This is a genomic window from Rathayibacter sp. PhB127 (genome assembly GCF_003751665.1).
Lineage (GTDB): Bacteria > Actinomycetota > Actinomycetes > Actinomycetales > Microbacteriaceae > Rathayibacter > Rathayibacter festucae.
This window is the reverse complement of record NZ_RKHW01000001.1, coordinates 1,653,802-1,676,718: the sequence shown is the minus strand read 5'-3', so window position 1 is coordinate 1,676,718 and position 22,917 is coordinate 1,653,802. Positions and strand designations below refer to the sequence as shown.

Sequence of the window (22,917 nt, the reverse complement as noted above, 5' to 3'; positions counted from 1 at the left end):
CTCCCAGAAGGTTAGCTTCGAACTAAGTGATAGACCTGGGGATCCGCCCAGTCCTACGGTGGTCCCATGGATCCCCGCGCCCGCGCCCTCTCGGACATCGAGCGCCTCTCGATCGCGATCACGATCCGGTCGATCCCCCGCGTGCTCGCGCCGCTGCTGACCACCGACCTCACCATCCAGCAGCTCAAGGCGCTCTCGGTGATCGTCACGACCGAGGAGGGCGCGACCGGCGCGGGCCTCGCGCAGAGCTTCGGCGTCTCGATGCCCTCGATGTCGAAGCTCATCGACCGCCTCGCCGCGAGCGGCCTGGTCGTCCGCGAGACCGACCGGGCCGATCAGCGCGTCCGCCGCATCCACGCCACCGATCTCGGCCGGGCCGTCGTCCGCGAGCTGATGGCCGCGCGCCCGGAGCTCGGCGAGGACGTGCTCTCTCGCCTCTCGCTCGAGGAGCTCGAAGCCCTCGAGACCGGACTGCGCGCGATCAGCCGGGAGCTGCGCGTCCCGCGCGACGCCGCCGACTGACCGCCCGCGTGCGGGCTGTGCGCGATCTCGTGGAGGACCGTGCTCTCGACGACGGATGGCCGGGAAGCCAGGAGGTCCTCGTACCCCTGTCACTTCATTGACACCGGCGGCAGACCTCATTAGTGTCCCGAGTGCAGAAAAGTGTTACCGAGAACATCTGCATCCCTCGCCGACGACGTGCGCGCGTGCGGGCCCGGCGAAGAAGGGGTCCACCGCGCTCCGCGCCGGTGACCGGAGCTCCGGACCGGCCTCGTCGCCCAATGCGAGGAGCGCGTCCGGGGGCCGGACGGCATCGCTCCCGCAGGGGCCGGGGTGATCCGCCGGCGACGGCTCGACGCAGGGCCCGGCGCCCGCTCGAGCACCGGTGCCCTCCGTTCGGGTCGGAGGGCACCGGCTCGCCCGCGCGCGCTCCGCGAGCAGGTATCGCGGCCTCGCGGCGACAGAAACACCGAAACTACTTTCTTTAACTCCCCGGGCTGGCTACGGTCGATCTCACCACCCGGAGGCCAGCGAAGACGGCTTCATTGGGTGCGATTCACACTGCAAAGGAGCTCTCTGTGAGTAGATTTCGTAAACTTTTCGGTCTGGCCGCGGCGGCTGCGCTCGCCGCGACGCTCGTCGCCCCGACGTTGCCCGCGTCCGCCGCGGGCAACACGCTCGTCGTCGATGCGAGCACGTCGATCGGACCCGTCACGCGCGTCGGCGCGGGCGGCCTGTACGCGCTGGCCACGCCGAACGACCCGGCACCCGGCCTGCTGACGCCGCTGCGCCTCAAGCAGCACACGCAGCCGGCCCCCGGAGTCGGCCAGCTCGGCAACGGAGCGACGACGCCGACCGGCGACGTGCTGAAGGTGGCCGGCACCTTCACCCGGGACGGAGCGCAGTCCTACGCGCGGATGCCCGACGTGTACCCCGACTTCCCGTACCGCTGGATCAGCTGGGCGGACTGGACGCAGAAGATCGACACGATGGTGAAGGCCCGTCTCGACGCCACCGCCACCACGAACATCAACGGCTGGGAGCTGTGGAACGAGCCCGACGGGACCTGGGACACGGCGAAGGCCGGCCCCTACCTCGACGGCTGGACCCGCACCTACCGGCAGGTGAAGCTCCAGGACACGATCACTCCGATCGTGGGCCCCAGCTACAGCCGCTACTACCCCGACCTGATGCGCTCGTTCATGGCCCGCGCGAAGGCCGACGGCACTCTGCCCGACGTCGTCGTCTGGCACGAGCTCGAGGACGGCGTCTACAACGATATCGACGAGCACGTCGCCGACTACCGCTCGATCGAGCGCGATCTCGGCATCTCGCCGCGGCCGATCTCCATCAACGAGTACGGCTCGCCGAGCCAGATCGACACGCCGAGCGTGGCCGCGCACTTCATCGCGCAGTTCGAGCGCACCGGCATCCACGACGCCGAGCGCGCCTACTGGTACGAGTCAGGCACCGTCGGCGGCCTGGTCTGGAACAACCGGCCGACCGGCTCCTACTGGCTCTACAAGTGGTATGGCGAGATGGCCGGGAACATGCTCGCCGTCACGCCGTCAGGCGACCTCGACGGCTTCGCGTCCTACGACTCCAGTCGGAAGATCGTGAACGCGGCCTTCGGCGGCACCTTCGGCGACAACCAGGTGCAGGTGAAGGGCCTCACCGGATTCGGGACCTCGGCCAAGGTCGTCCTGAACTACACGCCCCGGTCCGGGCGCATGACCAACGTCGACGCGCCCACGACGGTGTCGACGCAGACCCTGCCGATCACGAACGGGACCGTCACCGTCCCGGTGACGAGCCAGGACTACCTCGGCGCCTACCAGCTCGTCGTCACCCCGGCGGCGGGTCCGACGACGAGCTACCAGCAGGTCTACGAGGCGGAGAACGCGACCGTCGTGAACGCCTCGCTCCTCTCCGCCGGAACGGCGTCGAACGGCGGCTACGTCGGCCGGATCGACGGCTCGTCGAACGCCCGCAGCGACAGCTTCGTCGACTTCGTCGTCGAGGTGCCGACCGCCGGCAGCTACGGGCTCGGGATCCGCTACGCCAACGGTGGAGCGAGCACCTCGACCCAGGGCCTCGCCGTCAACGGCAGCGCCTTCAGCACCGTCTCCTACCCGTCGACGGGATCATGGGGCGCCTTCGGCTCCTCCGTCTCGCGGCAGGTCGATCTGAAGGCGGGCTTCAACGTGATCCGGCTCGCGAAGGGGTCCCCCTTCTTCGCCGGCGGCTCCGGCTTCGCGGAGCTCGACAGCATCACGCTGACGCGCTGAGCGACACGGCCGTCCGGAGGCGCGTCGACGCTTCCGGACGGCCGCGGCTCCCCGGTCTCGACCCCGACGGGGGGTCCCGCTCGCCGCGGATCCACGGCAGTGTTCACGGTAACAACCAGTGTGGACGAGCCGGCGGGCTGCTGCCCGGCCCTGCCGATCCGGCCCGCTCCGCCCGGCGTCGTCCGGGCACTCCATCGAGGGGACACCATGCGCCGCGCTACTCAGTTCACCGGAGCCCTCTGCGGGCTCCTCCTGGCAGCGGGGCTCGTCGCCGCGCCGCACTCGGCCGTCGCCGCGCCGGCCGGGACGGCGAGCACCTCGACGCCTCCGGCCCGCGACGGCGGCGGAGTCGACTCCGCACCCGCGGCGAGCGACGCCGTCGCAGAACCCGGCTCGCCGTCGCTCCTCCGGGCGGCGGCCGCGCCGGCGGACTTCACCGACGTGGCGATCCCCTCCCGTGCCGACATCGTCGTGCACGAGGTGACCATCGCCCTCGTGGCGCCGCAGGGCACGACTCCGTCGTTCAGCGCCGAGGACGCGCGCCGCTCCCTCGAGCTCGTGGACGACTTCTACAACCGCGAGACCGGCGGAGCCGTGCGCTTCGAGCTCGAGCAGCTGATCGACTGGCGGAGCATCGACGAGCCGATCGGCTGCAGCGACACGGGCGGCCTGCACGACTGGATCGCCCGCACGACGGGCTGGCAGCCCGGACCGGCGCGGCACCTCGTCGCCATGGTGCCCCCGGGCGACCCCTGCCCGAACTGGGCCAACGGAGAGCAGCCGGGCGACCCGGACGACGGCGGGCGGACGTTCCAGGGCGGTCCCGACGCGATCCTGCTCGCCCACGAGCTGGGTCACAACCTCTCGCTCTTCCACGCCGCGAGTGTCCAGTGCGCCTCGTCGTGGGACGTCGCGCCCGGTGCCTCGTGCGCCCGGGAGGAGTACGGGAACCTGACCGACGTCATGGGCGACTCCTGGCTCTTCACTCCCCTCTCGGCACCGACCCTCGCGCAGCTCGGCATCCTCTCGGACACCCGGCAGCCCGTCTGCGGCGCGCCGCGGACGACCGTCATCGACACCCTGGGGGCCGGTCCGGGCACTCCTCGAGCCCTCACCTGGACCGACCCGCAGGACTCGGCGGTGCGGTACTGGGCGCAGTACAACGACAAGGCCGATCCGCGAGCGGACGGCGGCGCCTACAGCAGTCCCTGGCAGACGCCGCGGACGGTCTCGGGCGTGCAGATCCTGCGCAGCACCGGCGGCAGCGCCGAGCTGCTGCAGCGGCCCGGTGACGCGAGCGTCGGGAACGAGTTCGCCCTCGCCGGCGAGACCGTCGCCCTGAACACCGGCATGTCGCTCCGCGTGGAGGCCCTCGATGCGACGGCGCGGACGGCGACCGTCACCGTCACCGTGCCCTGCACCGAGGACGTCGGCGACATCACCCGCCGCGCCGCGGCCTCCGCGTCCTACACCTCGGGCTGGTCGTCTGTCGGCGACGCCGTCGACGGCAGGACCGGAACCGCGTGGAGCAGCTGGCCCCGCGTGGGCGAGCAGTGGCTCGGGCTCACCTGGCCGGCGACGGTGACCGTGGACAGCGCGTCGGTGCGCTTCGCCGCCGACGCGGCCGACAGCGCGCAGCAGGGCGTGATCCCGCCTCGGTCCTGGCGCGTCGACTACCTCGACGCCGCGGGCGCCTGGGTGCCGGTCGCGGGAGCGAGCCCGGCCGGCCGCGCTCGGGACGCGGTGAACACGGTCGCCTTCACCCCGGTGGCCACGACGGCCCTCCGCACGGTGTTCCAGGCCTGGGGAAGCGCCGAGTACGGCGGTTCGACCGGCGTCGCCGAGCTCAGCGCCACCGGCGTGGCCCCGATCGCCTCGCTCGTCACCCGTGGCGCCGCGACGACCGTCGCCACCTCGTCGACGCGCGACGTCGCCGCCGGTGTGGACGTCCTCGACGCGCGCGGCCGGGCGCTCGGGGGCCGCGCGGTCTCCTTCACCCTCACCGGCCCGGCGACCTTCACCGACGGCACGAAGGCGGCGACGGTCCTCTCCGCGGCGACGGGAACGGCCGCGCTCCCCCCTCTCCGGACGGGAGCGACGACCGGCACCGTCTCGATCGACGCCCGCGTCCCCGGGCTGCCGGCGGTGCCCCTGCCCCGCACCACGGTCGCCGCACCGCCCGCGGTGACGGCGACCGCGGCCACGCGCAAGACCCTCGGGACGGTCGTGCTCACGGTGACGGCGAAGAACACCGGCAGGACCGCGACGGAGATCACCATCGTCACCGCGTACGGCACCTCGACGATCGCCGGCGTCGCTCCGGGCGCGACGGTCTCGCGGGCGTTCGCCACCCGGCGATCCACCGTCCCGGCGGGCAGCGCACAGGTCACCGCGCAGACGGACGGCCTGCGCACGACCACCGCGGCGGCCTACCGCGGGCTGTGACCGGCGGGCGGCGACGGTCGGGCAGTGCTCGGCGGGAGGTGAGGGGCGCCGGCCCGGCCGCGACCCGGCGGGCAGCGGCTACGGATCCCCGAGCACCGCGAAGCCCAGTCGCCGGGCGGCGACGAGCACCACCGCATCGGCGGTCACGTCGCTCAGCGCCGTGTGGAAGCTCGGCCGCGGCGGGAAGGCCGGCTCCCGCTCGACGCGGCTGAACAGCGTGGCGATCGGGTTGCCGGTGATCGCCGACAGGTGCCACAGCCCGTCGATGCTGCCGAGGCGCTCCTCGATCGCCCGGGCCCAGGCCTGTGTGGCCCGCTTCGGCCCCATCTGGATGGAGGCAGCCGCACCGTTGCGGACGGGCCACTCACCGGTGAGATCGAGGAGCGTCAGCGGACGGGACGGACGCCAGCCCACGAGCCGCGGAGCGTTCTGCACGCGGTCGACCACCCGTCGACGCTGGTACGTCTCGCCGATCGCCGTGACGGCGTCCGCCGCGGCGTAGAGGACGCCGACGGTCGGGTGGTGCCCCGGAGGAGGCGGGTGCGGGTCGAAGCGCATCCCCGGCACCGGTCCGTGGTGGCGCAGGGCGTCCCACGTGCCCACGTGCGCGCCGGCGCTGCGATACAGGCGCCAGAGCGGTCCGGAGTACTCGCGCAGGTGCGACGGGTCGGTGACGAAGGTCCTCGGCGGGGTGAGCGGGACCTTCACGACTCGTCGAACTCGGCCAGGGCGACGAGGACCTCCCGCGGATCGCCTCCCCCGGAGAGCCAGCGCACCGGGGTGACCGGCGTCTCGCCGATGAGGAGCTCCTCCTGCGGCGTGGTCATGAAACCGAGCACGCTCGCGGGATGCATGTCCTCCGGGAAAGCCTTCACGAGCGCGGGGACGCCCGGCAGCATCGGCCGCTCCCGGTCGTCGGTGAACTGCCAGGCCGGGAACCGCAGCTTCGAGCCGACCTTGAAGGCGTACAGCCCGTCCTTCGCCTTCCGGTGGCGCACGCGGGTCTCGTCGATCCTGAGTCGCGAGGCCACCTCGGCGGTGCCGAACGAGTCGACGATCGCCTGCAGCCGGGTGCGCCGCTCGAGGTCGGCGAGCTCTCCGCGCGCGACCTCCGCCTCGGCCTCGGCGAGCTCCTCGGCGGTCATCGACCCGGACTCGACGAGGACGTCCGCCGCGCCCTGGGCCAGCCCGCCGCCCGGCGACCGGTGTCGCGAGAGGAGTGCGGTCTGCTCCGCGAGGAGCGCGGCGAGCGTCTGCTCATCGCCTCCCCTGTCGCGGACGGCTCGATACAGCCCGTCCAGCCCGTCGGTCAGCTCGGGGTGGGCGACCATGGCGAGCAGCTCGGGAGAGAGCTGGACGAGAACGCCGCGGAGATGCTCGTGCACGACGTCCGGCGCGAGCTCGAGCTGGTCGGCGAGCTGAGACTCCGAGGCGCCCTGGGCGAGCCCGACGATGATCCTCAGCCGAGCCTCGAGGGCGGACTCACTGCCGGGCGCCGTCGCACTCGTGACCGGCGGCGGACTCGTGGCGAGGTCTGTCATGGTCGTCTCCTCCTGCTCTCTGCGCACTGCTGATCCTAGTTCGGAAGCAGCATGCGCGGAGAGGTGGGGACGTCCGGCGGAGGTCGGTGGCGCGCGATGCCCGCCCGTCACCGCCGCGACGTCAGCAGCGTTCGCAGCGGCGGCGCGATCGACTCCCGACGGAGCAGCGCGGTCGCGAGCAGGAGGAGCAGCAGCACCGAGCCGCGGACGAGGCCCTGCCAGTAGAAGGAGACGCCGAGCAGCACCAGCCCGTTGTTGATCAGGCCGAAGATCAGGACGCCGAGCACGGTGCCGAGCACGTTCGGCCGGCCGTGCGCGGAGAGCGTCGCGCCGATGAAGACCGCGCCGATCGCGTCGAGCACGTAGAGCTGGCCGCTCGCCGGCGAGTAGCCGTAGCTGCGCGAGGCGAGCGCGATGCCGGCCAGCGCTCCGATCAGCGCCGCGACGACGAACGCGGAGGCGAGTGAGATCCCGACCCGGCGGCCGGCGATGCGGGTGGCACCGGGCTGCTCCCCCGCCGCGGTGAGCACGCGGCCCCAGCGGGTGCGGTCCAGCAGCAGCCAGACCGCGACGGCGACCGCGATCGCCAGCAGCACCGGGACGCCGACGCCGAGCACGGTGGCGTTGCCCCAGGCGGCGAAGGCGTCGGGCGTCGCCTGGCGGCGCAGGTAGATCGGCGCGCCGCCACCGGTGAGCAGCTGCTGCGCGCTGGTGCCGATGAACCAGACCGAGAGGGTCGCGAGGAAGGCGCGGATCCTCAGCACGATCACCAGCACCGCGTTGACCACGCCCGCCAGCGTCCCGAAGCCCAGGCCGATCAGCACCGCGAACCAGGTCACGTAGCCGTCGGCGATCAGCGCGGTGGCGCCGAGGGCCGCGAGGTCGATCGCGATGCCGATCGAGAGGTCGATGCCGCCGGCCCGGACGACGAGCGTCATCGCGCAGGCCGCGATCAGCAGCAGCGCCCCGGCGCTCGCGACGTTGAGCAGGTTGGTCGGCGCGAAGTAGCCGGGCACGCTCGCGCCGAAGACGGCGAGCAGGAGCACGACCGCGGCGGGGGCGAGCAGGCGGACGGCGAGGGCCCGGCGGGACTCGGACACGGGCAGGGCGACGGCGGTCACGAGCGGACCCCTCTCTCGCGGAGGGCCGCGAGGCCGAGGACGAGCAGGATGAGCAGCCCCTTGATCGCGCCGACCCACTGGCTGTCGACGCCGATCAGGGTGAAGCCGTTGCCGAGCGCCGCCACGAAGACGGCGGCGAGCAGCGTGCCGCCGATGGTGACGACGAAGCGGCGCGAGAACACGACCGAGAGGTAGGCGGTGACGATGATGTCGAGCAGGATCTGGTTGCCGATCCCGGGCACGGCGGCGGCGAGGCGCGCGGCGAGCAGCAGCCCGGCGATGCCGGCGAGGAGCCCGGAGAGCAGGTAGCTGGTGAGCACGTGGCGCCAGACCGAGACACCCGCGACGCTCGCCGCGGTCGGGTTCTGGCCGACGGCGTAGCTGCGGGTGCCCCAGGAGGTCCGGCCGACGGCGAGGGCGGTCGCCACCGTGACGACGGCGAGCACCGCGACCGGCGCCGGGACGCCGAGGACGCTGCCGCCGCGCAGCCAGTCGAAGAGCGGATCCGCGACCGGCACCTTCACGTTGTCGGTGGCCAGGAAGACGACGGAGCCGACGATCCCGGAGACGGCGAGCGTGGCGAGCAGCGGGCGGAGGCCGAGCACGACAGCGGTGCCGCTGATCGCGCCGAAGCCGACCGAGACGAGCAGGGCGAGCAGCACGGCGGGCAGCGCCCCGAACCCCGCGGTCAGGGCGACGGCCGCGACGACGCCGGAGAGGCCGACGATCGGTCCGGAGGCGAGGTCGATCCCGCCGCGGACGACGTCGTCGCCCCCGGTGATCACCACGATCGCGAGGCCGAAGCCGGCGATCGCGGGGACCACGGCCTGGATCAGGATCGTCGAGACGTTGCCGCCGGTGGCGAAGACGGGCGAGGCGGCGCTGAACACCGCGATCTCGAGGAGGACGACGAGGTAGCCGATCAGGGCGAGTGCGCCGATGCCGCGGCGGCGGGCGCGCGGGGCGGCGGGCGTCTCCGCCCGGGACGCCTTCTCGGGGGGCGCGGTGGTGAGGGTCATCGGGCACTCTCCAGTGCTTCGGGGGCGACGGCGCCGGAGGCGATCGCGAGCACCCGGTCGACGCTGAGCTCGCTCCGGGGCAGCTCGGCGCGCACGGCGCCGCGGTGCAGCACGAGGACGCGGTCGGCGAGGCCGACGAGCTCCTCGAGATCGAGCGAGACGAGGAGGATGCCGGCGCCCTCGTCGACGAGCCGGTCGACCAGCGCGTAGACCGCCGCACGGCTGCCGATGTCGACGCCCGCGGTGGGCTGATCGAGGACGAGCACCCGCGAGCCGGCGGCCAGCCACTTCCCCACGGCGACCTTCTGCTGGTTGCCGCCGGAGAGCGTGCCGACCACGGCCTCCGGATCGGCGGGCCGCACGTCGAGCGCGGCGATCTGCTCGAGCGCGAGCGCCCGGTCGCGGCGGCGGCTGGGCAGCAGGCCACCGAGGCTGATCCGCCCGAGCGAGGCGATCGAGAGGTTCTCCCGGACGGTGTGCGCGAGCAGGACGCCGTCGCGGCGCCGATCGCTCGGCACGTAGCCGCCGCCCGCGGCGACGAAGGCCCGGGCGGAGGAGGTGGCGGTGCCGGCCACGCGCACGCGGCCGCTGCGCCGGACGAGGCCGACCACGGCGTCCGCGAGCACGTCGACCCCGGAGCCGACGAGGCCGGTGACGCCGACGACCTCGCCCGGCCGGACCGTCAGGTCGAGGGCGTCGAGCGCGCCGGGCACGGTGAGCGCCTCGAGCTCGAGCAGCGGCGCGGCGTCGGCGGCGACCACCCGGTCGGAGCGGAGCGCGAACTCCTCCACGTCGCGGCCGAGCATCAGCTCGACGATCCGGGCGCCCTGCTCGGCGTCGCCGTCGACCAGGTCGAGCCCGCCGACGTTCGCGCCGTTCCGCAGCACCACCACGCGGCTCGCGACGCGCTGCACCTCCTGGAGGTAGTGCGAGATGTAGATCACGGCGACGCCGCGCGCCTGCAGCCGGCGGATCGAGGCGAAGAGCGCCGCCACCTCCTCGGCGGCCAGCGGCGCGGTCGGCTCGTCGAGCACCAGGATCCGCGGCTCGACCAGCAGCGCCCGGGCGATCTGCAGCTGCTGCTGCTCGGCGACGGTGAGCTCATCGACCAGGGTGCCGCCGCGGACGACGAGGCCGACGAGCTCGGCGAGCACGGCCTCGGCCGAGGTGCCCCGGCGGCGCAGCCGCTCGTGGCCGAGGTAGAGCTGCTCGGCCACGGTCAGGCGGCCGGCGAGGTGCCGGTCCTGGTGCACGACCCGGATGCCCGCCCGCTCGGCGTCGCGCGGGGCGGTGATCGCCACCGGCGCTCCGTCGATCGCGATCGAGCCCGCGTCGGCCGAGTACAGGCCGGTGAGGATCTTGATCAGCGTGGACTTGCCCGCGCCGTTCTCGCCCACCAGGGCGACGACCTCGCCGCGGCCGACCGTGAGAGCGACGTCGCGCAGCACCGGGACGCCGGCGAAGGACTTGGAGATCCCCGCCATCTCGAGGGCGGGCGCCGGAGAGGCCGAGGGCCGGGTGGCCGGGTCCGCAGACGGACTAGCCACCGAGACCGAGCTCCGCGGTCTTCTCGGCGATGTTCGCCTTGTCGATGAGCACCGGGGCGAAGTAGGTGGTCGGCGTGACCGAGTCCGCCTCGCCGCCGAGGAAGCGGGCCACGTTGTCGGCCGAGCCGGCGCCGATGGCGAGGTTCTGCTGCGCGACGGTCGCGGTGTAGGAGGAGTCGGGGTCGGCGATCAGGTCGAGCGCGCCCTGGTCGGCGTCGACGCCGTAGATCTTGATCTCGTCGCGGCCCGCCGCGTCGACGGCCTGCGCGGCGCCGATCTGCGGGGTGTCCCAGCAGGACCAGATCGCCGAGATCTCACCCTTCGGGTAGCGCGAGAGCGCGTCGCCGATCTGCTGCTTCGCGTCCTCGATCGTGCCCTCGTACTTGTCCTGGAGCTCGGGCTGGAGGATCGAGATGCCCGGGTAGTCCTCGAGGACGAGCTTCAGCTCGTTGTAGCGGATGCGGCAGGGCGCGACACCCGGGAAGCCGTTGAAGACCAGGATCTGCCCGGAGCCGCCGATGTCCTCGGCGATGGTGCGGGCGAGGGTCGAGCCGATCTGCCAGTTGTCGCTGGTGACGTTGTTCTCGGAGTACTCGGACACGTTGTCGATGGTGAACAGCGGGATGCCCGCGTCGTGCACCTCCTTCAGCGCCGGCGCGAGGGTCGTCGCGTCGCCGAGGATCACGATGATCGCGTCGGGCTTCTGCGCGACGAGGTTCTCGATGTCCGAGACGTGCTTGTCGTCCTTCGCCTCGGCCTGGGTGGCGACGACGGTGCCGCCGAGCGCCTCCACGCGGTCCTGCACCGACTGGTACACGATGCGCGAGAAGTCGTGGACGATGTCCTTCGCCGCGACGCCGACCGTCTTGCCCTCGAGGCTCGGGACGTCGGCGGTCGAGGCCGCGGCGGTGGTCGCCCCGGCGGCGGCGTTCGCGGCGTTCGCGCCGGAGGACTCCTCCTTGAGCGAGCAGCCGGTGAGGACCAGCGTCGCGGCGGCGAGGAGCGCCACCGCGGAGGTGAGGGAGCGGAATCGCATGGGAGGGCCTGCTTCGGTGTGGGACGTCGGTGCGGGAGAGGGATGCTGCCGGATCCGAGGTGGACCGGGCGGCGCTGCTGGCCATCGTGGCGGCGGCGCGGCGGCGCGTCACGCCCGCGGGTCACGCACCGCAACGCGGCGTCACACGGCGCAACACGGCACCCGTTCGTTACGCCGGATTGCGCCGACGGCGACGCGGTGTCGGCCGTCCCTCCTAGGGTCCGAAGCGCACCAGCCCCGAACCGAACGGAGTCCCATGGCGTCCCGCATCGTCCTCAACGCCTTCGACATGACCTGTGTCGGACACCAGGCGCCCGGCCTCTGGCGGCACCCCGACTCGCAGGCCGACCGCTACAACGATCTCGAGTACTGGATCGACCTCGCGAGGACGCTCGAGCGCGGCACCTTCGACGCGCTCTTCCTCGCCGACGTGCTCGGCGTGTACGACGTCTACCGCGGCTCGGTCGGGCCGGCGCTGATCGACTCGGCGCAGGTCCCGGTCAACGACCCGCTGCTGCAGATCCCCGCGATGGCCGCCGCCACGAAGCACCTCGGCTTCGGCGTCACCATCTCGCCGACCTACGAGCAGCCGTACGCCCTCGCGCGCCGGCTCTCCACGCTCGACCACCTGACCAAGGGGCGGATCGGCTGGAACGTCGTCACCTCCTACCTCGACAGTGCCGCGCAGAACCTCGGCCTCGAGCGGCAGATCCCGCACGACGAGCGCTACGACATCGCCGAGGAGTTCCTCGACGTGAGCTACAAGCTCTGGGAGGGCTCCTGGGAGGAGGGCGCAGTGCTGCGCGACCGCGAGCGCGGCGTCTTCACCGACCCGCGCAAGGTGCACCCGATCGGCCACTCCGGCACCCACTACCGCGTGCCGGGCATCCACCTCTCCGAGCCGTCGCCGCAGCGGACGCCGGTGATCTTCCAGGCGGGAGCGTCGCCGCGCGGCATCGACTTCTCGGCGAAGCACGGCGAGGCCGTCTTCATCAACGCGATCCGGCCGGAGCTGACCCGGCGGACCACCGACGCCATCCGGGACGCCGCGGAGAAGCACGGCCGCGCGCGCACCGACCCCAGGATCCTCATCCTCGCGACCGTGATCGTCGACGAGACGGACGCCGAGGCGCAGGCCAAGTACGCCGACTTCAAGACCTACTCGTCCCGGGAGGGCGCGCTCGCGTTCTACGGCGGCTGGTCGGGACTCGACCTCTCGCAGTTCCCGGCGGACGTGCCGCTGGACTACGTCGACACCGACGCGGTGCGCAGCGCCCTCTCGATCTTCACGAAGGCCGACCCGGATCGCGCCTGGACCCCGGACGACGTCGCGGAGTACCTCGGCATCGGCGGCATCGGCCCGGTGATCGTCGGCTCGCCGAGTACCGTCGCGGACGAGCTGGAGCGCTGGGTCGACGTCGCCGGGATCGACGGTTTCAACCTCGCCTACGTGGTCACCCCCGGCACCTTCGAGGACTTCGTCGACCTCGCCGTGCCCGAGCTGCGCCGGCGCGGCCGGGTCTGGGAGGAGTACGAGGGCGCGACCCTGCGCGAGTACCTCCAGGGCCCCGGCAGTGCCCGCGTGAAGGACTCGCACCCGGCGGCCGCCTACCGCGGCGCGTACACCGGCTCGCCCAGCGCCGCCGACGGACTGCCCGACAGCGTCCTCTCCGTCCTGCCCGCCCTCGACCCGGAGCCCGTCCGATGACCCAGACCGCCACTGCCCCGATCAGCCCCGAGTCCCGAGCCGAGCGTCCGCGCTCGCACTGGGACCGCGTCGCGACCGCCGCCGAGCACCAGCACTGGGACGCCGTCGCGTCCGGCGTCGCCGAGATCCTCGCGGCCGACGTCCTCGAGCGCGACCGCGGCAACCTCGACCCGACCACCGAGCTCGAGCCGCTGCGCTCGTCCGGCCTCGTGAACCTGCTCGACCCGGCCGAGTTCGGCGGCGGCGGCGCGGTCTGGAGCACGGCGTTCCGGGTGATCCGGATCCTCGCCGCCGCGGACGCCTCGCTCGCGCAGATCCTGCTGTACCACTACGTCAACTCGGCCAACATCGCCTTCTCGGCGCCGGAGTCCGAGCGCGAGCGGTTCTACCGCGCGACGATCGAGGGCCGGTGGCTCTGGGGCGACTCGGTGAACCCGGTCGATCCCGATCTCGAGCTGACGCCCCGCGGTGACGGCTTCGAGCTGAACGGGCTCAAGCGCTTCTCGACCGGGGTCTCCTCGGGCGACGCGGTGCTGGTGAACGCGGTGATCGCCGCGGGCGACCGCGCCGGCCAGACGCTGACCTTCGTGCTGCCCCGCGACCGCGCGGGCATCGAGCCGCTCGGCGACTGGGACTACCTCGGCCAGCGGCAGAGCGCCTCCGGGTCCGTCCGCTTCACCGGCGTGCGGGTGGACGCGTCCGAGATCCTCGGCGCGCTCGTCGACGAGCCGTTCGCGACGCTGATCACGCCGTCGATCCAGCTCGGCTTCGGCAACCTCTACCTCGGCATCGCGCAGGGTGCGCTGGCGAAGGGGCGGGGGCTGACCCTCGGCCGGAAGAACTCCTGGTTCCTCTCCGGCGTGGAGACGTACGCGCAGGATCCGTTCGTGCGTCGGCTCTACGGCGAGCTGGTCGCGCACACGGCCGCCGCGGAGGCGCTGGCCGACCGCGTCGGCGCGCTGCACGACGCCGAGGTCGCCCGCGGCGCGGCGGTGACGGCCGAGTCGCGCGCCGCCCAGGCGATCGAGATCGCGAAGGTGAAGATCGTGACGGACGCGCTCGCGCTGGACGTGACGACCCGGATCTACGAGGCGACCGGCTCCTCCTCCGCGAAGAGCTCGATCGGGCTCGACCTCTACTGGCGGAACGTCCGCACCCACTCGCTGCACGACCCCGTCGACTACAAGAAGCTCGAGGTCGGCGCGAACTACCTGACCGGCGACGTCCAGCCGCTCTCCCTCTACACATGAGCGGCACGGGATCCGAGCGCCTGGCGGAGGCGCGAGCCGCGTTCCGCCCGGTCTTCGACGAGATCGCGGCGGGTGCCGTCCCGCGCGAGCTCGACCGCGAGCTGCCCTTCGAGCCGATCGCGCGACTGCGCGCGGCCCGCTTCGGCGGTCTGCGGGTCCCGGTCGAGCACGGCGGCCGCGGGCTCACGCTGCGCGAGACGGCGTCGCTGCTGATCGAGCTGGCGACGGCGGACTCCAACGTCGCGCAGGCGCTGCGCGGCCACTTCGCCTTCGTCGAGGACCAGCTGTCCTTCCCGCCGTCGCCGGAGCGCGACGGCTGGCTGCGCCGGCTCGCGGCGGGCGAGCTGGTCGGCAACGCCTGGAGCGAGATCGGCACGGCCGCGGTCGGCGTCACGCAGACCACGCTCACCCGCCGCGGCGACGAGCTGGTCGTGAACGGCACCAAGTACTACTCCACCGGCACGATCTTCGCCGACTGGACCGACGTCGTCGTGCGCCGCGAGGACGGCACGGACACCGCCGTGGTGGTGCGCGTCGACCAGCCGGGCGTGGTCGCGACCGACGACTGGTCGGGCTTCGGCCAGCGGCTCTCGGGCAGCGGCACCACCGTCTTCACCGATGCGCTCGTCGAGCCGGAGCACGTCTTCGCGTCGGTCCTGCGGGCGCCGCACCAGACGCCGTTCTTCCAGCTCGAGCTGCTCGCGGTGCTGGCCGGCATCGCCGCCGCCGTCGAGCGGGACGCCGTGGCGGCCGTTCGCACCCGCTCGCGGGTCTACAGCCACGGCCTGGCGGATCACGGGAGGGACGACGCGCAGATCCAGGAGGTCGTCGGCGCGATCTCGGCGATCGCCTTCGGCGCCCGCGCCGCGGTGCTCGTCGCGGCGGAGGCAGTCGGCGAGGCGGCGGCGGACCCGTCGCTGGTGCCCGCGGCCGGCGCCGAGGTGTACCGGGCGCAGGTGCTGCTCACCGAGTCGGTGCCGCGCGCGGCGACCCTGCTCTTCGACGCACTCGGCTCGTCCGGGGTCGCGACGGGCGCCGCGCTCGACCGGCACTGGCGCAACGCCCGCACGGTCGGCGCGCACAACCCGATGATCTACAAGCAGCGGATCGTCGGCGAGTGGGCGCTGAACGGCACGCCGCCGCCGCTCGCCTGGTCGATCGGCGTCGGGCGGCCGCAGGGCTGAGCCGCGGCTCGGGCGTGCAGGCTCAGCGCCCCGCCTGCACCGCGTGCAGCGTCGCGTAGCGCCCGCCCGCCGCGAGCAGCTCCTCGTGGCTGCCGGTCTCGACGATCCGCCCGCGCTCGAGCACGACGATCGTGTCGGCCGAGCGGATCGTCGACAGCCGGTGCGCGACGACCAGGGTGGTGCGGCCGCACATCAGCCGCAGCAGCGCCTCCTTGACGGCCGCCTCCGACTCCGGATCGAGCGCGCTGGTCGCCTCGTCGAGCAGGAGCACCCGCGGGTCGCGGACCAGGGCGCGGGCGATGGCGATGCGCTGGCGCTGCCCGCCGGAGAGACGGGCGCCGCGCTCGCCGACGACCGCGTCGAGGCCGTCCGGCAGCTCGCGGACGAACTCGAGCGCGTTCGCGTCGCGGAGGGCGGCGAGGATCCGCTCCTCCCGGACGCCGGTCAGCCCGTAGGCCACGTTGTCGCGGATCGAGCCCTCGAAGAGCACCGAGTCCTGCGGCACGACGGAGACGGAGCGGCGCCAGGTGCGCAGGTCGAGGGTCTCGGCGTCGACGCCGTCCAGCAGGATGCGGCCGCCGGTGGGGCGGAGGAAGCCGAGCACCAGGTTGAGCATCGTCGACTTGCCGGAGCCGGAGGAGCCGACGAAGGCGACGGTCCGGCCGGGCTCGATGTCCAGATCGATGCTCCGGACGCCGACGGTGCTCGCGGCGCCGGCCCCGCTCTCGGCCTCAGTGCTGTCCGCGCCGTACCGGTAGGTCACGTCCTCGAGCCGGATGCGCCCGCGCACCTCGGCCGCGCACGCCTTGCCCTCGTTCTGCTCCAGGTCGGGGTCCTCCAGCAGCTCGCCGATCGAGCGGATCGACTCGGTGCCGCGGGCGATGACGGGCAGCAGCATCAGCAGGTTGGTCATCGCGCCGGTGAGCAGCGCGAAGTAGGAGCTCAGCAGCACGACCTGCCCGGGGGTGATCGGCAGCCAGCCGCTGATCGAGACCCACGCGGCGAGCACCAGGCAGCCGATGCCGAGCAGCTGCAGGCTCACCCAGGAGAGCGAGGCGAAGCGGCCGTTCAGCAGGTCGAGGCTGTAGCCGGCCGAGCGGACGCCCTCGGCGCCCGCCGCGACCCGCGCGACCGCGGTCTGCTCGAGACCGTGCGCGCGAGTGATCGGAATGAGCGTCGCCATCTCGCCGACCCGGGCCGAGAAGTGCTCCACCTCGCGGCGGAACTGCTCGTTGCTCCGGCGGGAGCGGCGGCCCAGGAAGGCGCGCAGCAGAACCGCGAGCGGGATGGCGCAGGCGTAGACCGGGAGGAACGCGGGCACCTCGATCGCGGTCATCACGACCGCGCCGATCGCCACCATCGTCGCGGAGAGCAGCGGGTGGCCGACCTGCTGGTACATCGTCTCGATGTTCTCGACGTCGCGGACGACCTTGGTCTGCACGATCGACGAGCTGGCGCGGGAGTGGAAGCCGATGGAGAGGTTCTGCAGCCGGGCGGCGAGCGCGTTGCGGAGGTCCGTGCCGGTCTGGCGCACGGCGCTCATGTACAGCCGGGTGTACATCACGTGGTTCGGGTAGTTCTGCAGCAGCGCGAGCAGGGCGATGCCCGCCCACAGCCACAGCGTCGACTCCGGACCGCCGGCGACCACGACGTCGACGATCGCCCCGGTGACCACCGGGAGCAGCCAGAGCGGGGTGTCCTTGACCGCGAAGAAGAGCACGGCGACCGTGACGCGCGGGCGGTAGCGGCCGAGCAGGCGGAGGGCGGAGCGGCCGGGATGCCGGCGGTCGAGCAGCAGCGGTGCCTGCGAGGGACGGGCTTCTCTCACGAGACAGTCGACTCCGATCGGGGTGTCCGCAGCGCCTTCGGGAGCGACCGCTCCGACGGGGACGCCCTCGACGCTACCCGGGCGGCGCGGTCGTGGGCAAGCGTTTTCCTGACTAGGGTTCTGCCGACCGTTGCGTGCGGGCGAGCCGGTGCGCCAGACCCCGTGAGGATCCCGATGACCGAGCCGACGCCCCTGCGCGAGGACGCCTTCGCCGCGCCCTACTGCGATCCCGTCTTCGACGGCCCGACCGACCCGGTGCTGGTCGCCGACACCCTCCGCGGCGAGTGGCGGCTGTTCTACACCCAGCGGCGCGCGACCCTCGATCTGCCCGGGCTCGCGTGGGTGCACGGCAGCGCGATCGGCGTCGCCGTGTCCGGCGACGGCGGGGCGACCTGGCGGTACCGCGGCACCGTCCGCGGCCTCGACGACGGGCTGTCGGCCGAGCTGCCGACGCTCTGGGCGCCCGATGTCGTGCGGATCGGGGATCGCTGGCAGATGTTCGTCACCCGGATCGACGGCACCCCCGACGACTGGAGCGGGCGGGCGACGATCGCGCAGTTCGAGAGCGACGACCTCGAGACCTGGCGGCTCCTCGGCGACATCGACCTCGGCTCCGAGCGGGTGATCGACGCCGCCGTCGCGCGCACCGGCGACGGGCGGCACCGGCTCTGGGCGAAGGACGAGCGGCGCGACTCCAGCACAATCGTCGCCGTCAGCGACGATCCCGGCGACCCGGCGTCCTGGCGGCTCGAGGGCGTCGCCGTCGGCGGGCGCCCGCACGAGGGGCCGAAGGTGTTCCCGCTCGCCGGCCGGTACTGGCTGATCACGGACGAGTGGCGCGGGCTGGCCGTGCACCACTCCGCCGACGGCGTCGGCGACTGGCGGCGGCAGTCCGAGCGGGAGGGCCTGATCCTCACCGCTCCGGAGCGGCTGGACGGTGCGCCGATCGTCGCCCGCCACGCGGACGTCGTCCCGCTCGACGAGGACCGCGCCCTGATCGTGTACTTCACCCACCCCGGCTGGGACGGCAGCGACCTCGCGTCGATGCCGCCGGGCGCCGCGATGCGCCGCTCGCACGTCCGCGCGGCCGTGCTCACCGTCGTCGACGGCGCGCTGCTCTGCTCCGTCGACGACCTGCCGGTCGACTAGCCGCCCCGGGCGGCCACCCCAAGCCGGTCGAGCACCCGCCGCAGGCCGCCACCCCATGCTGGTCGAGTAGCCGCCGCAGGCGGCCACCCCATGCTGGTCGAGTAGCCGCCGCAGGCGGCGTATCGAGACCCCGCGTCCTCAGCACGCCGGCTGCCGGACCCTCGCGTCCGGCAGGGCCGGACCCTCGATACGCCCGCTGCGCGGACTGCTCGATCAGCAGGTGATTGCCGGTCGAGCAGGCGCCGCAGGCGGCGGATCGAGACCCGGCCGCGAGCCCGGCTTGACGGGCGAGACCCCGGCACGTATTTTGGGGCAAACGCTTTCCCGAAACGTTTCATTGCAGTTCGGGGCTCGAAACGATGATGTTCTCGAAAGGACGACGATGTTCCGCTCACACAGCATGCGCTACTCGGCGGTGGCCGCCGTGGCCGTGGCCGCCCTCGCTCTGACCGGCTGCTCCGGTGGAGGCTCCGGGGCCTCCGCCACCCTCGACCCGGACGAGGAGATCACCCTCGACTACACGTTCTGGGGCAACGACGACCGCGCCGCCCGCTACGACAAGGCGATCGCCCTGTTCGAGGACGAGCACCCGAACATCACCATCAACTCGACCTTCACGGACTACCCCGGCTACTGGGAGAAGCGCCAGACCGAGGCGGCCGGCGGCGGACTCCCCGACGTGATGCAGTTCGACTACACCTACCTCCGCCAGTACGGCGACAACGGCCTGCTCGGCGACCTGTCCGAGTACTTCGGCGGCGTGGTCGACGAGACCACCATCTCCCCGGAGCTGCTCGCCACCGGCGAGCTCGACGGCGCGACCTACGCGATCCCCACCGGCTACAGCGCCTGGGCCGTCTTCCAGAATCAGGACCTCCTCGCCGCGAACGGCGTCGAGCCCTACGCCGGCGGCGGCAGCTGGGAGGACTACGCGGCCTACGTCGCCGACGTCACCGCGAAGACCGGCGGCGCCGTCTACGGCGGCACCGACTACACCGGCCGCATCCAGAACTTCGAGCTGCAGCTGCGCGCCGAGGGCAAGGAGCTGTTCACCGAGGACGGCGAGCTCGGCTTCACCGAGGACGACCTCGCCGCGTTCTGGGAGCAGGGCGACGAGATGCGCACCAGCACCGGCGTGCCGGCCGCGCGCCTCCAGGAGCTGCTGCCCAAGTCCGGCTTCGGCGCCGGCATCGCGACCAGCGAGATGAGCTGGAGCAACTTCCTCGGCGGCTACATCGGCGACAGCGGCGCCTCCGAGATCGTGATGACCGCTCCCCCGACCGCGGACGAGGGCAGCAAGGACCTCTACCAGAAGGTCGGCCTGATGCAGGCGATCTCCTCGGCGACCGAGCACCCCGAGGCCGCCGCGACCTTCCTCGACTTCCTGATCAACAGCCCCGAGGTCGGCGAGATCTTCGGCGCCACCCTCGGCATCCCCGCCTCCTCCGAGCAGCTCGCCGGCGCGAACCTCGAGGGCCCGGACAAGCAGGTCGCCGACTACCTCGACTCCGTCGAGGACCGCCTCGGCGAGGCCCCGGCCGCCCCGGTCGCCGGCTACGGCGCCATCGAGGCGAACTTCCTCGACCTCGGCACCAGCCTCGGCCTCGGCGCGGTGAGCGTCGACGAGGCGGTCCAGCAGTTCTTCGACGAGACCGACGTCACGCTCCAGAACTGACCCGGCCGCCCCGCACCGCTCCCCACTGATCCCCACTGATCCCCTTCATCCAGGCCAGGAAAGGCATCACATGACGACGACGTCGACCCCCAGCGGCACCGCCGCGGACGGTCGCGTCGCGCCGATCGCCGACCGGACGAGCACTCCTCGTCCGGTCGGCCCTCAGGCGCGGCGACGCCCCAAGCGGGACACCCTGGCCGGCTACGTGTTCCTCTCGCCGTGGCTGATCGGCTTCGTCGGGCTCACGCTCGGCCCGATGCTGATGTCCCTCTACTTCTCCTTCACCGACTACAACCTCTTCCGGGCGCCGGAGTGGATCGGCACCGGGAACTTCGAGCGCCTGTTCGGCGACCCGAAGTTCCTCCAGTCGGTGCAGCTCACCCTCGCCTACGTCTTCATCGGCACGCCGGTGAAGCTGGCCGCCGCTCTCGTCGTGGCGATGCTCCTCAACTACAGCGCGAAGGGCACCGGCTTCTTCCGCTCCGCCTTCTACGCGCCGTCGCTGATCGGCGCGAGCGTCAGCATCGCGATCGTCTGGCGCGCGATGTTCTCGACCGACGGACCCGTCGACTCGGGACTGCAGATCTTCGGCATCCAGATCGGCGGCTGGGTCGGCGTGCCCGCCCTGATCCTGCCGATGATGATCATCCTGGCCGTCTGGCAGTTCGGCGCCCCGATGGTGATCTTCCTGGCCGGCCTCAAGCAGGTCCCGGCCGAGCTCTACGAGGCCGCGATGGTCGACGGAGCGGGCCCGTGGCGGAAGTTCCGCAGCGTCACGCTGCCGATGCTCTCGCCGGTGATCTTCTTCAACCTGCTGCTCGAGATGATCAACGCCTTCCAGGTCTTCGCCTCGGCGTACATCATCGGCAACGGCACCGGCGGCCCGGCCGGCGCCACGAACTTCTACACGGTGTACCTCTACACCCGCGCCTTCACGAACAACCAGATGGGCTACGCCTCGGCGATGGCCTGGGTCCTCCTCCTCTTCGTCGGCGTCCTCGCCTTCGTCCTCTTCAAGACCCAGAAGAGCTGGGTGCACTACTCGGGAGACACACGATGACGACCTTCGACACCACGCTCCCCTCGGCCGACACGCAGGTGCTGACCGAGCCCGCACCCCGCCGGCGCCCGCGCCGCAAGCGCCCGAAGACCGCGACGCTGGTCTGGATCGCGGCGATGATCGTGCTCACCGCGATCGTCCTCTACCCGCTGGTCTGGATGGGCGCCGCGGCGTTCAAGCCGAACAGCGAGTTCGGCGGCCAGACCTCGCTGCTGCCGCAGAACCCGACGCTCGACAACTTCGTCAAGGTGCTCGCCGGCGTCGGCGGAGTCCCGCTCTGGCGGTTCTTCCTCAACTCGACGATCCTCGCGGTCGGCTCGGTCATCGGAGTGGTGATCTCCTCCTCGATGGCGGCCTACGCCTTCGCCCGGCTCGACTTCCGCGGCCGCCCGCTCTACTTCGCGCTGATGATCGGCACGCTCCTGCTGCCGATGCACGTCCTGCTCATCCCGCAGTACACGATCTTCCGCACCCTCGGGATGATGGACACCTACTGGCCGCTGCTGATCGGCAAGTTCCTCGCGACCGAGGCGTTCTTCGTCTTCCTGATGGTGCAGTTCATCCGAAACCTGCCCCGCGAGCTCGACGAGGCGGCGCGGATCGACGGTGCCGGTCACCTGCGCATCTTCGGCTCGATCACGATCCCGCTGATCCGCCCCGCGCTGATCACCTCGTCGATCTTCGCCTTCATCTGGAGCTGGAACGACTTCCTCGGCCCGCTGCTCTACCTGAACACGCCCGATCAGCAGCCGCTGCCGCTCGCGCTCCGCGTCTACAACGACCAGACCTCGGCGTCGGACTACGGCGCGACGATCGCGGTCTCGGTGCTCGCGCTGCTGCCGGTGCTGATCTTCTTCATCGTCTTCCAGCGCTTCCTGGTCGACGGCGTCGCCACCCAGGGCCTCAAGGGATGAGCCGCGCGTCACGGGCGCAGCGCGAGGCCCGTGCGGCCGCCGCCGACGGCACGGCGCTGCGCTGGCCGGGGGCGGCGAACCGCTTCGCGCTGTTCGCCGAGGTCCTCTTCACGGGGCTCCTCGTCACGATCCTCGCCCTGCCGCTCGTGACGCTGCCGCTCGCCCTCGCGGTCGGGGCGCGGCACCTGCGCCGCTTCGTCCTCGACGAGCCGTCCTCGCTGCGCACGGCGCTGGCGGAGGCGCGCGCCGGGGTCCTGCGCTCGCTGCCCGTCGGTCTCGCGCTGCTGGCGCTGTCCGCGGTGCTCGGCCTCGATCTGCTGGTCGCCTCGTCGGGCGCGCTGCCCGGAGCGACCGCGGTCGCGGTGGTCTGCGCGGCACTCCTCGCGGCGGCGCTCGTCGTCGTGCTGACGGCGTCGGCGCTCTGGATGCCCGACTCGCGCTGGGTCCCGCTCCTGGGCGAGGCCGCGACGCTGGCGGTCCGCGACCTGCGCGGCTCCGGGGCGCTGCTGGTGGCGCTGGTGCTCGCCACCGTGGTCACCTGGCAGCTGGCACCCTTGGTGGTGCCGGCGCTCGGCTGCACGGTGTTCGCCGCGCTCGCGGTGCGGCTGTCGCGGACGGCGCCCGCGGCCCGCTGAGCACGACCCCACGACG

Annotated in this window: 18 protein-coding genes; 11 read left to right on the top strand and 7 right to left on the bottom strand. The window is 72.6% G+C overall.

Annotation, left to right across the window (positions count from 1 at the left end):
• Positions 1-66: 66 nt before the first annotated feature.
• The 3 genes from EDF22_RS08015 to EDF22_RS08005 all read left to right on the top strand — a co-directional run bounded on the left by EDF22_RS08015 (position 67) and on the right by EDF22_RS08005 (position 5,234).
• A complete protein-coding gene (locus tag EDF22_RS08015; protein WP_123703801.1) occupies positions 67-522 on the top strand; it encodes a MarR family transcriptional regulator in 456 nt (151 codons plus the stop codon).
• 557 nt (positions 523-1,079) lie between these two features.
• Complete coding sequence (locus EDF22_RS08010) at positions 1,080-2,789, top strand: CBM35 domain-containing protein (protein ID WP_221180894.1); 1,710 nt, start codon at positions 1,080-1,082, stop codon at positions 2,787-2,789.
• Between the two features lie 207 nt (positions 2,790-2,996).
• Positions 2,997-5,234 carry a hypothetical protein gene (locus tag EDF22_RS08005; protein ID WP_123703799.1) on the top strand — a complete coding sequence of 746 codons (2,238 nt, stop codon included), beginning with the start codon at positions 2,997-2,999 and terminating at the stop codon, positions 5,232-5,234.
• 78 nt (positions 5,235-5,312) lie between these two features.
• Here the strand turns inward: EDF22_RS08005 and EDF22_RS08000 are convergent, their stop codons facing one another.
• From EDF22_RS08000 to EDF22_RS07980, 6 genes are all read right to left on the bottom strand, one after another.
• Complete coding sequence (locus EDF22_RS08000) at positions 5,313-5,942, bottom strand: RES family NAD+ phosphorylase (RefSeq protein ID WP_185038805.1); 630 nt, start codon at positions 5,940-5,942, stop codon at positions 5,313-5,315.
• On the bottom strand, positions 5,939-6,775 hold the full coding sequence (locus tag EDF22_RS20770; protein WP_185038803.1) for a hypothetical protein: 837 nt from the start codon (positions 6,773-6,775) through the stop codon (positions 5,939-5,941). Before EDF22_RS20770 ends, EDF22_RS08000 begins: the two co-directional genes overlap by 4 nt.
• 107 nt (positions 6,776-6,882) lie before the next feature.
• Complete coding sequence (locus tag EDF22_RS07995) at positions 6,883-7,896, bottom strand: ABC transporter permease (RefSeq protein ID WP_123703795.1); 1,014 nt, start codon at positions 7,894-7,896, stop codon at positions 6,883-6,885.
• Positions 7,893-8,915 (bottom strand): ABC transporter permease, encoded by a 1,023-nt coding sequence (locus tag EDF22_RS07990; RefSeq protein WP_123703793.1) that lies wholly within the window; start codon positions 8,913-8,915, stop codon positions 7,893-7,895. The genes EDF22_RS07995 and EDF22_RS07990 overlap by 4 nt, the downstream gene beginning before the upstream one ends.
• Complete coding sequence (locus tag EDF22_RS07985; RefSeq protein WP_148059146.1) at positions 8,912-10,462, bottom strand: sugar ABC transporter ATP-binding protein; 1,551 nt, start codon at positions 10,460-10,462, stop codon at positions 8,912-8,914. Before EDF22_RS07985 ends, EDF22_RS07990 begins: the two co-directional genes overlap by 4 nt.
• Entirely contained in the window at positions 10,455-11,498 is a 1,044-nt protein-coding gene (locus tag EDF22_RS07980) for a sugar ABC transporter substrate-binding protein (RefSeq protein WP_123703789.1), read from the bottom strand. The genes EDF22_RS07985 and EDF22_RS07980 overlap by 8 nt, the downstream gene beginning before the upstream one ends.
• 256 nt (positions 11,499-11,754) lie before the next feature.
• On the opposite strand from EDF22_RS07980, the gene EDF22_RS07975 reads away from it, so the two are divergent.
• From EDF22_RS07975 to EDF22_RS07965, 3 genes are read left to right on the top strand one after another with little or no spacing between them, the layout of a single operon-like run.
• Positions 11,755-13,206: an LLM class flavin-dependent oxidoreductase gene (locus EDF22_RS07975; protein WP_123703787.1), complete on the top strand. Its 1,452-nt coding sequence runs from the start codon at positions 11,755-11,757 to the stop codon at positions 13,204-13,206.
• A complete protein-coding gene (locus tag EDF22_RS07970) occupies positions 13,203-14,456 on the top strand; it encodes an acyl-CoA dehydrogenase (protein ID WP_123703785.1) in 1,254 nt (417 codons plus the stop codon). Before EDF22_RS07975 ends, EDF22_RS07970 begins: the two co-directional genes overlap by 4 nt.
• The gene (locus tag EDF22_RS07965; protein ID WP_123703783.1) at positions 14,453-15,640 is read left to right on the top strand and encodes an acyl-CoA dehydrogenase family protein; all 1,188 of its coding nucleotides are present in this window, start codon (positions 14,453-14,455) and stop codon (positions 15,638-15,640) included. The genes EDF22_RS07970 and EDF22_RS07965 overlap by 4 nt, the downstream gene beginning before the upstream one ends.
• 22 nt (positions 15,641-15,662) lie before the next feature.
• Here the strand turns inward: EDF22_RS07965 and EDF22_RS07960 are convergent, their stop codons facing one another.
• On the bottom strand, positions 15,663-17,468 hold the full coding sequence (locus EDF22_RS07960) for an ABC transporter ATP-binding protein (protein ID WP_123703781.1): 1,806 nt from the start codon (positions 17,466-17,468) through the stop codon (positions 15,663-15,665).
• Positions 17,469-17,642: 174 nt separating this feature from the next.
• Here EDF22_RS07960 and EDF22_RS07955 point away from each other — a divergent pair, with 174 nt between their 5' ends.
• From EDF22_RS07955 to EDF22_RS07935, 5 genes are all read left to right on the top strand, one after another.
• On the top strand, positions 17,643-18,617 hold the full coding sequence (locus tag EDF22_RS07955; protein WP_123703779.1) for a family 43 glycosylhydrolase: 975 nt from the start codon (positions 17,643-17,645) through the stop codon (positions 18,615-18,617).
• 382 nt (positions 18,618-18,999) lie between these two features.
• Positions 19,000-20,292, top strand: coding sequence for an ABC transporter substrate-binding protein (locus EDF22_RS07950; protein WP_243839927.1), 1,293 nt, complete (start codon positions 19,000-19,002; stop codon positions 20,290-20,292).
• A gap of 70 nt (positions 20,293-20,362) precedes the next feature.
• Positions 20,363-21,352, top strand: a complete 990-nt coding sequence (locus tag EDF22_RS07945) for a carbohydrate ABC transporter permease (protein WP_123703775.1) — start codon at positions 20,363-20,365, stop codon at positions 21,350-21,352.
• Positions 21,349-22,266 (top strand): carbohydrate ABC transporter permease, encoded by a 918-nt coding sequence (locus EDF22_RS07940; protein ID WP_123703773.1) that lies wholly within the window; start codon positions 21,349-21,351, stop codon positions 22,264-22,266. Before EDF22_RS07945 ends, EDF22_RS07940 begins: the two co-directional genes overlap by 4 nt.
• Positions 22,263-22,901, top strand: a complete 639-nt coding sequence (locus tag EDF22_RS07935) for a hypothetical protein (RefSeq protein ID WP_123703771.1) — start codon at positions 22,263-22,265, stop codon at positions 22,899-22,901. The genes EDF22_RS07940 and EDF22_RS07935 overlap by 4 nt, the downstream gene beginning before the upstream one ends.
• Positions 22,902-22,917: the final 16 nt, after the last annotated feature.

Coding starts and splice junctions, on each gene's coding strand:
- EDF22_RS07935 (WP_123703771.1), top strand. CDS start 22,263: ATGAGCCGCGCGTCACGGGCGCAGCGCGAGGCCCGTGCGGCCGCCGCC.
- EDF22_RS20770 (WP_185038803.1), bottom strand. CDS start 6,775: ATGACAGACCTCGCCACGAGTCCGCCGCCGGTCACGAGTGCGACGGCG.
- EDF22_RS07950 (WP_243839927.1), top strand. CDS start 19,000: ATGTTCCGCTCACACAGCATGCGCTACTCGGCGGTGGCCGCCGTGGCC.
- EDF22_RS08015 (WP_123703801.1), top strand. CDS start 67: ATGGATCCCCGCGCCCGCGCCCTCTCGGACATCGAGCGCCTCTCGATC.
- EDF22_RS07955 (WP_123703779.1), top strand. CDS start 17,643: ATGACCGAGCCGACGCCCCTGCGCGAGGACGCCTTCGCCGCGCCCTAC.
- EDF22_RS07975 (WP_123703787.1), top strand. CDS start 11,755: ATGGCGTCCCGCATCGTCCTCAACGCCTTCGACATGACCTGTGTCGGA.
- EDF22_RS08005 (WP_123703799.1), top strand. CDS start 2,997: ATGCGCCGCGCTACTCAGTTCACCGGAGCCCTCTGCGGGCTCCTCCTG.
- EDF22_RS07945 (WP_123703775.1), top strand. CDS start 20,363: ATGACGACGACGTCGACCCCCAGCGGCACCGCCGCGGACGGTCGCGTC.
- EDF22_RS07980 (WP_123703789.1), bottom strand. CDS start 11,498: ATGCGATTCCGCTCCCTCACCTCCGCGGTGGCGCTCCTCGCCGCCGCG.
- EDF22_RS07970 (WP_123703785.1), top strand. CDS start 13,203: ATGACCCAGACCGCCACTGCCCCGATCAGCCCCGAGTCCCGAGCCGAG.
- EDF22_RS07965 (WP_123703783.1), top strand. CDS start 14,453: ATGAGCGGCACGGGATCCGAGCGCCTGGCGGAGGCGCGAGCCGCGTTC.
- EDF22_RS07990 (WP_123703793.1), bottom strand. CDS start 8,915: ATGACCCTCACCACCGCGCCCCCCGAGAAGGCGTCCCGGGCGGAGACG.
- EDF22_RS07940 (WP_123703773.1), top strand. CDS start 21,349: ATGACGACCTTCGACACCACGCTCCCCTCGGCCGACACGCAGGTGCTG.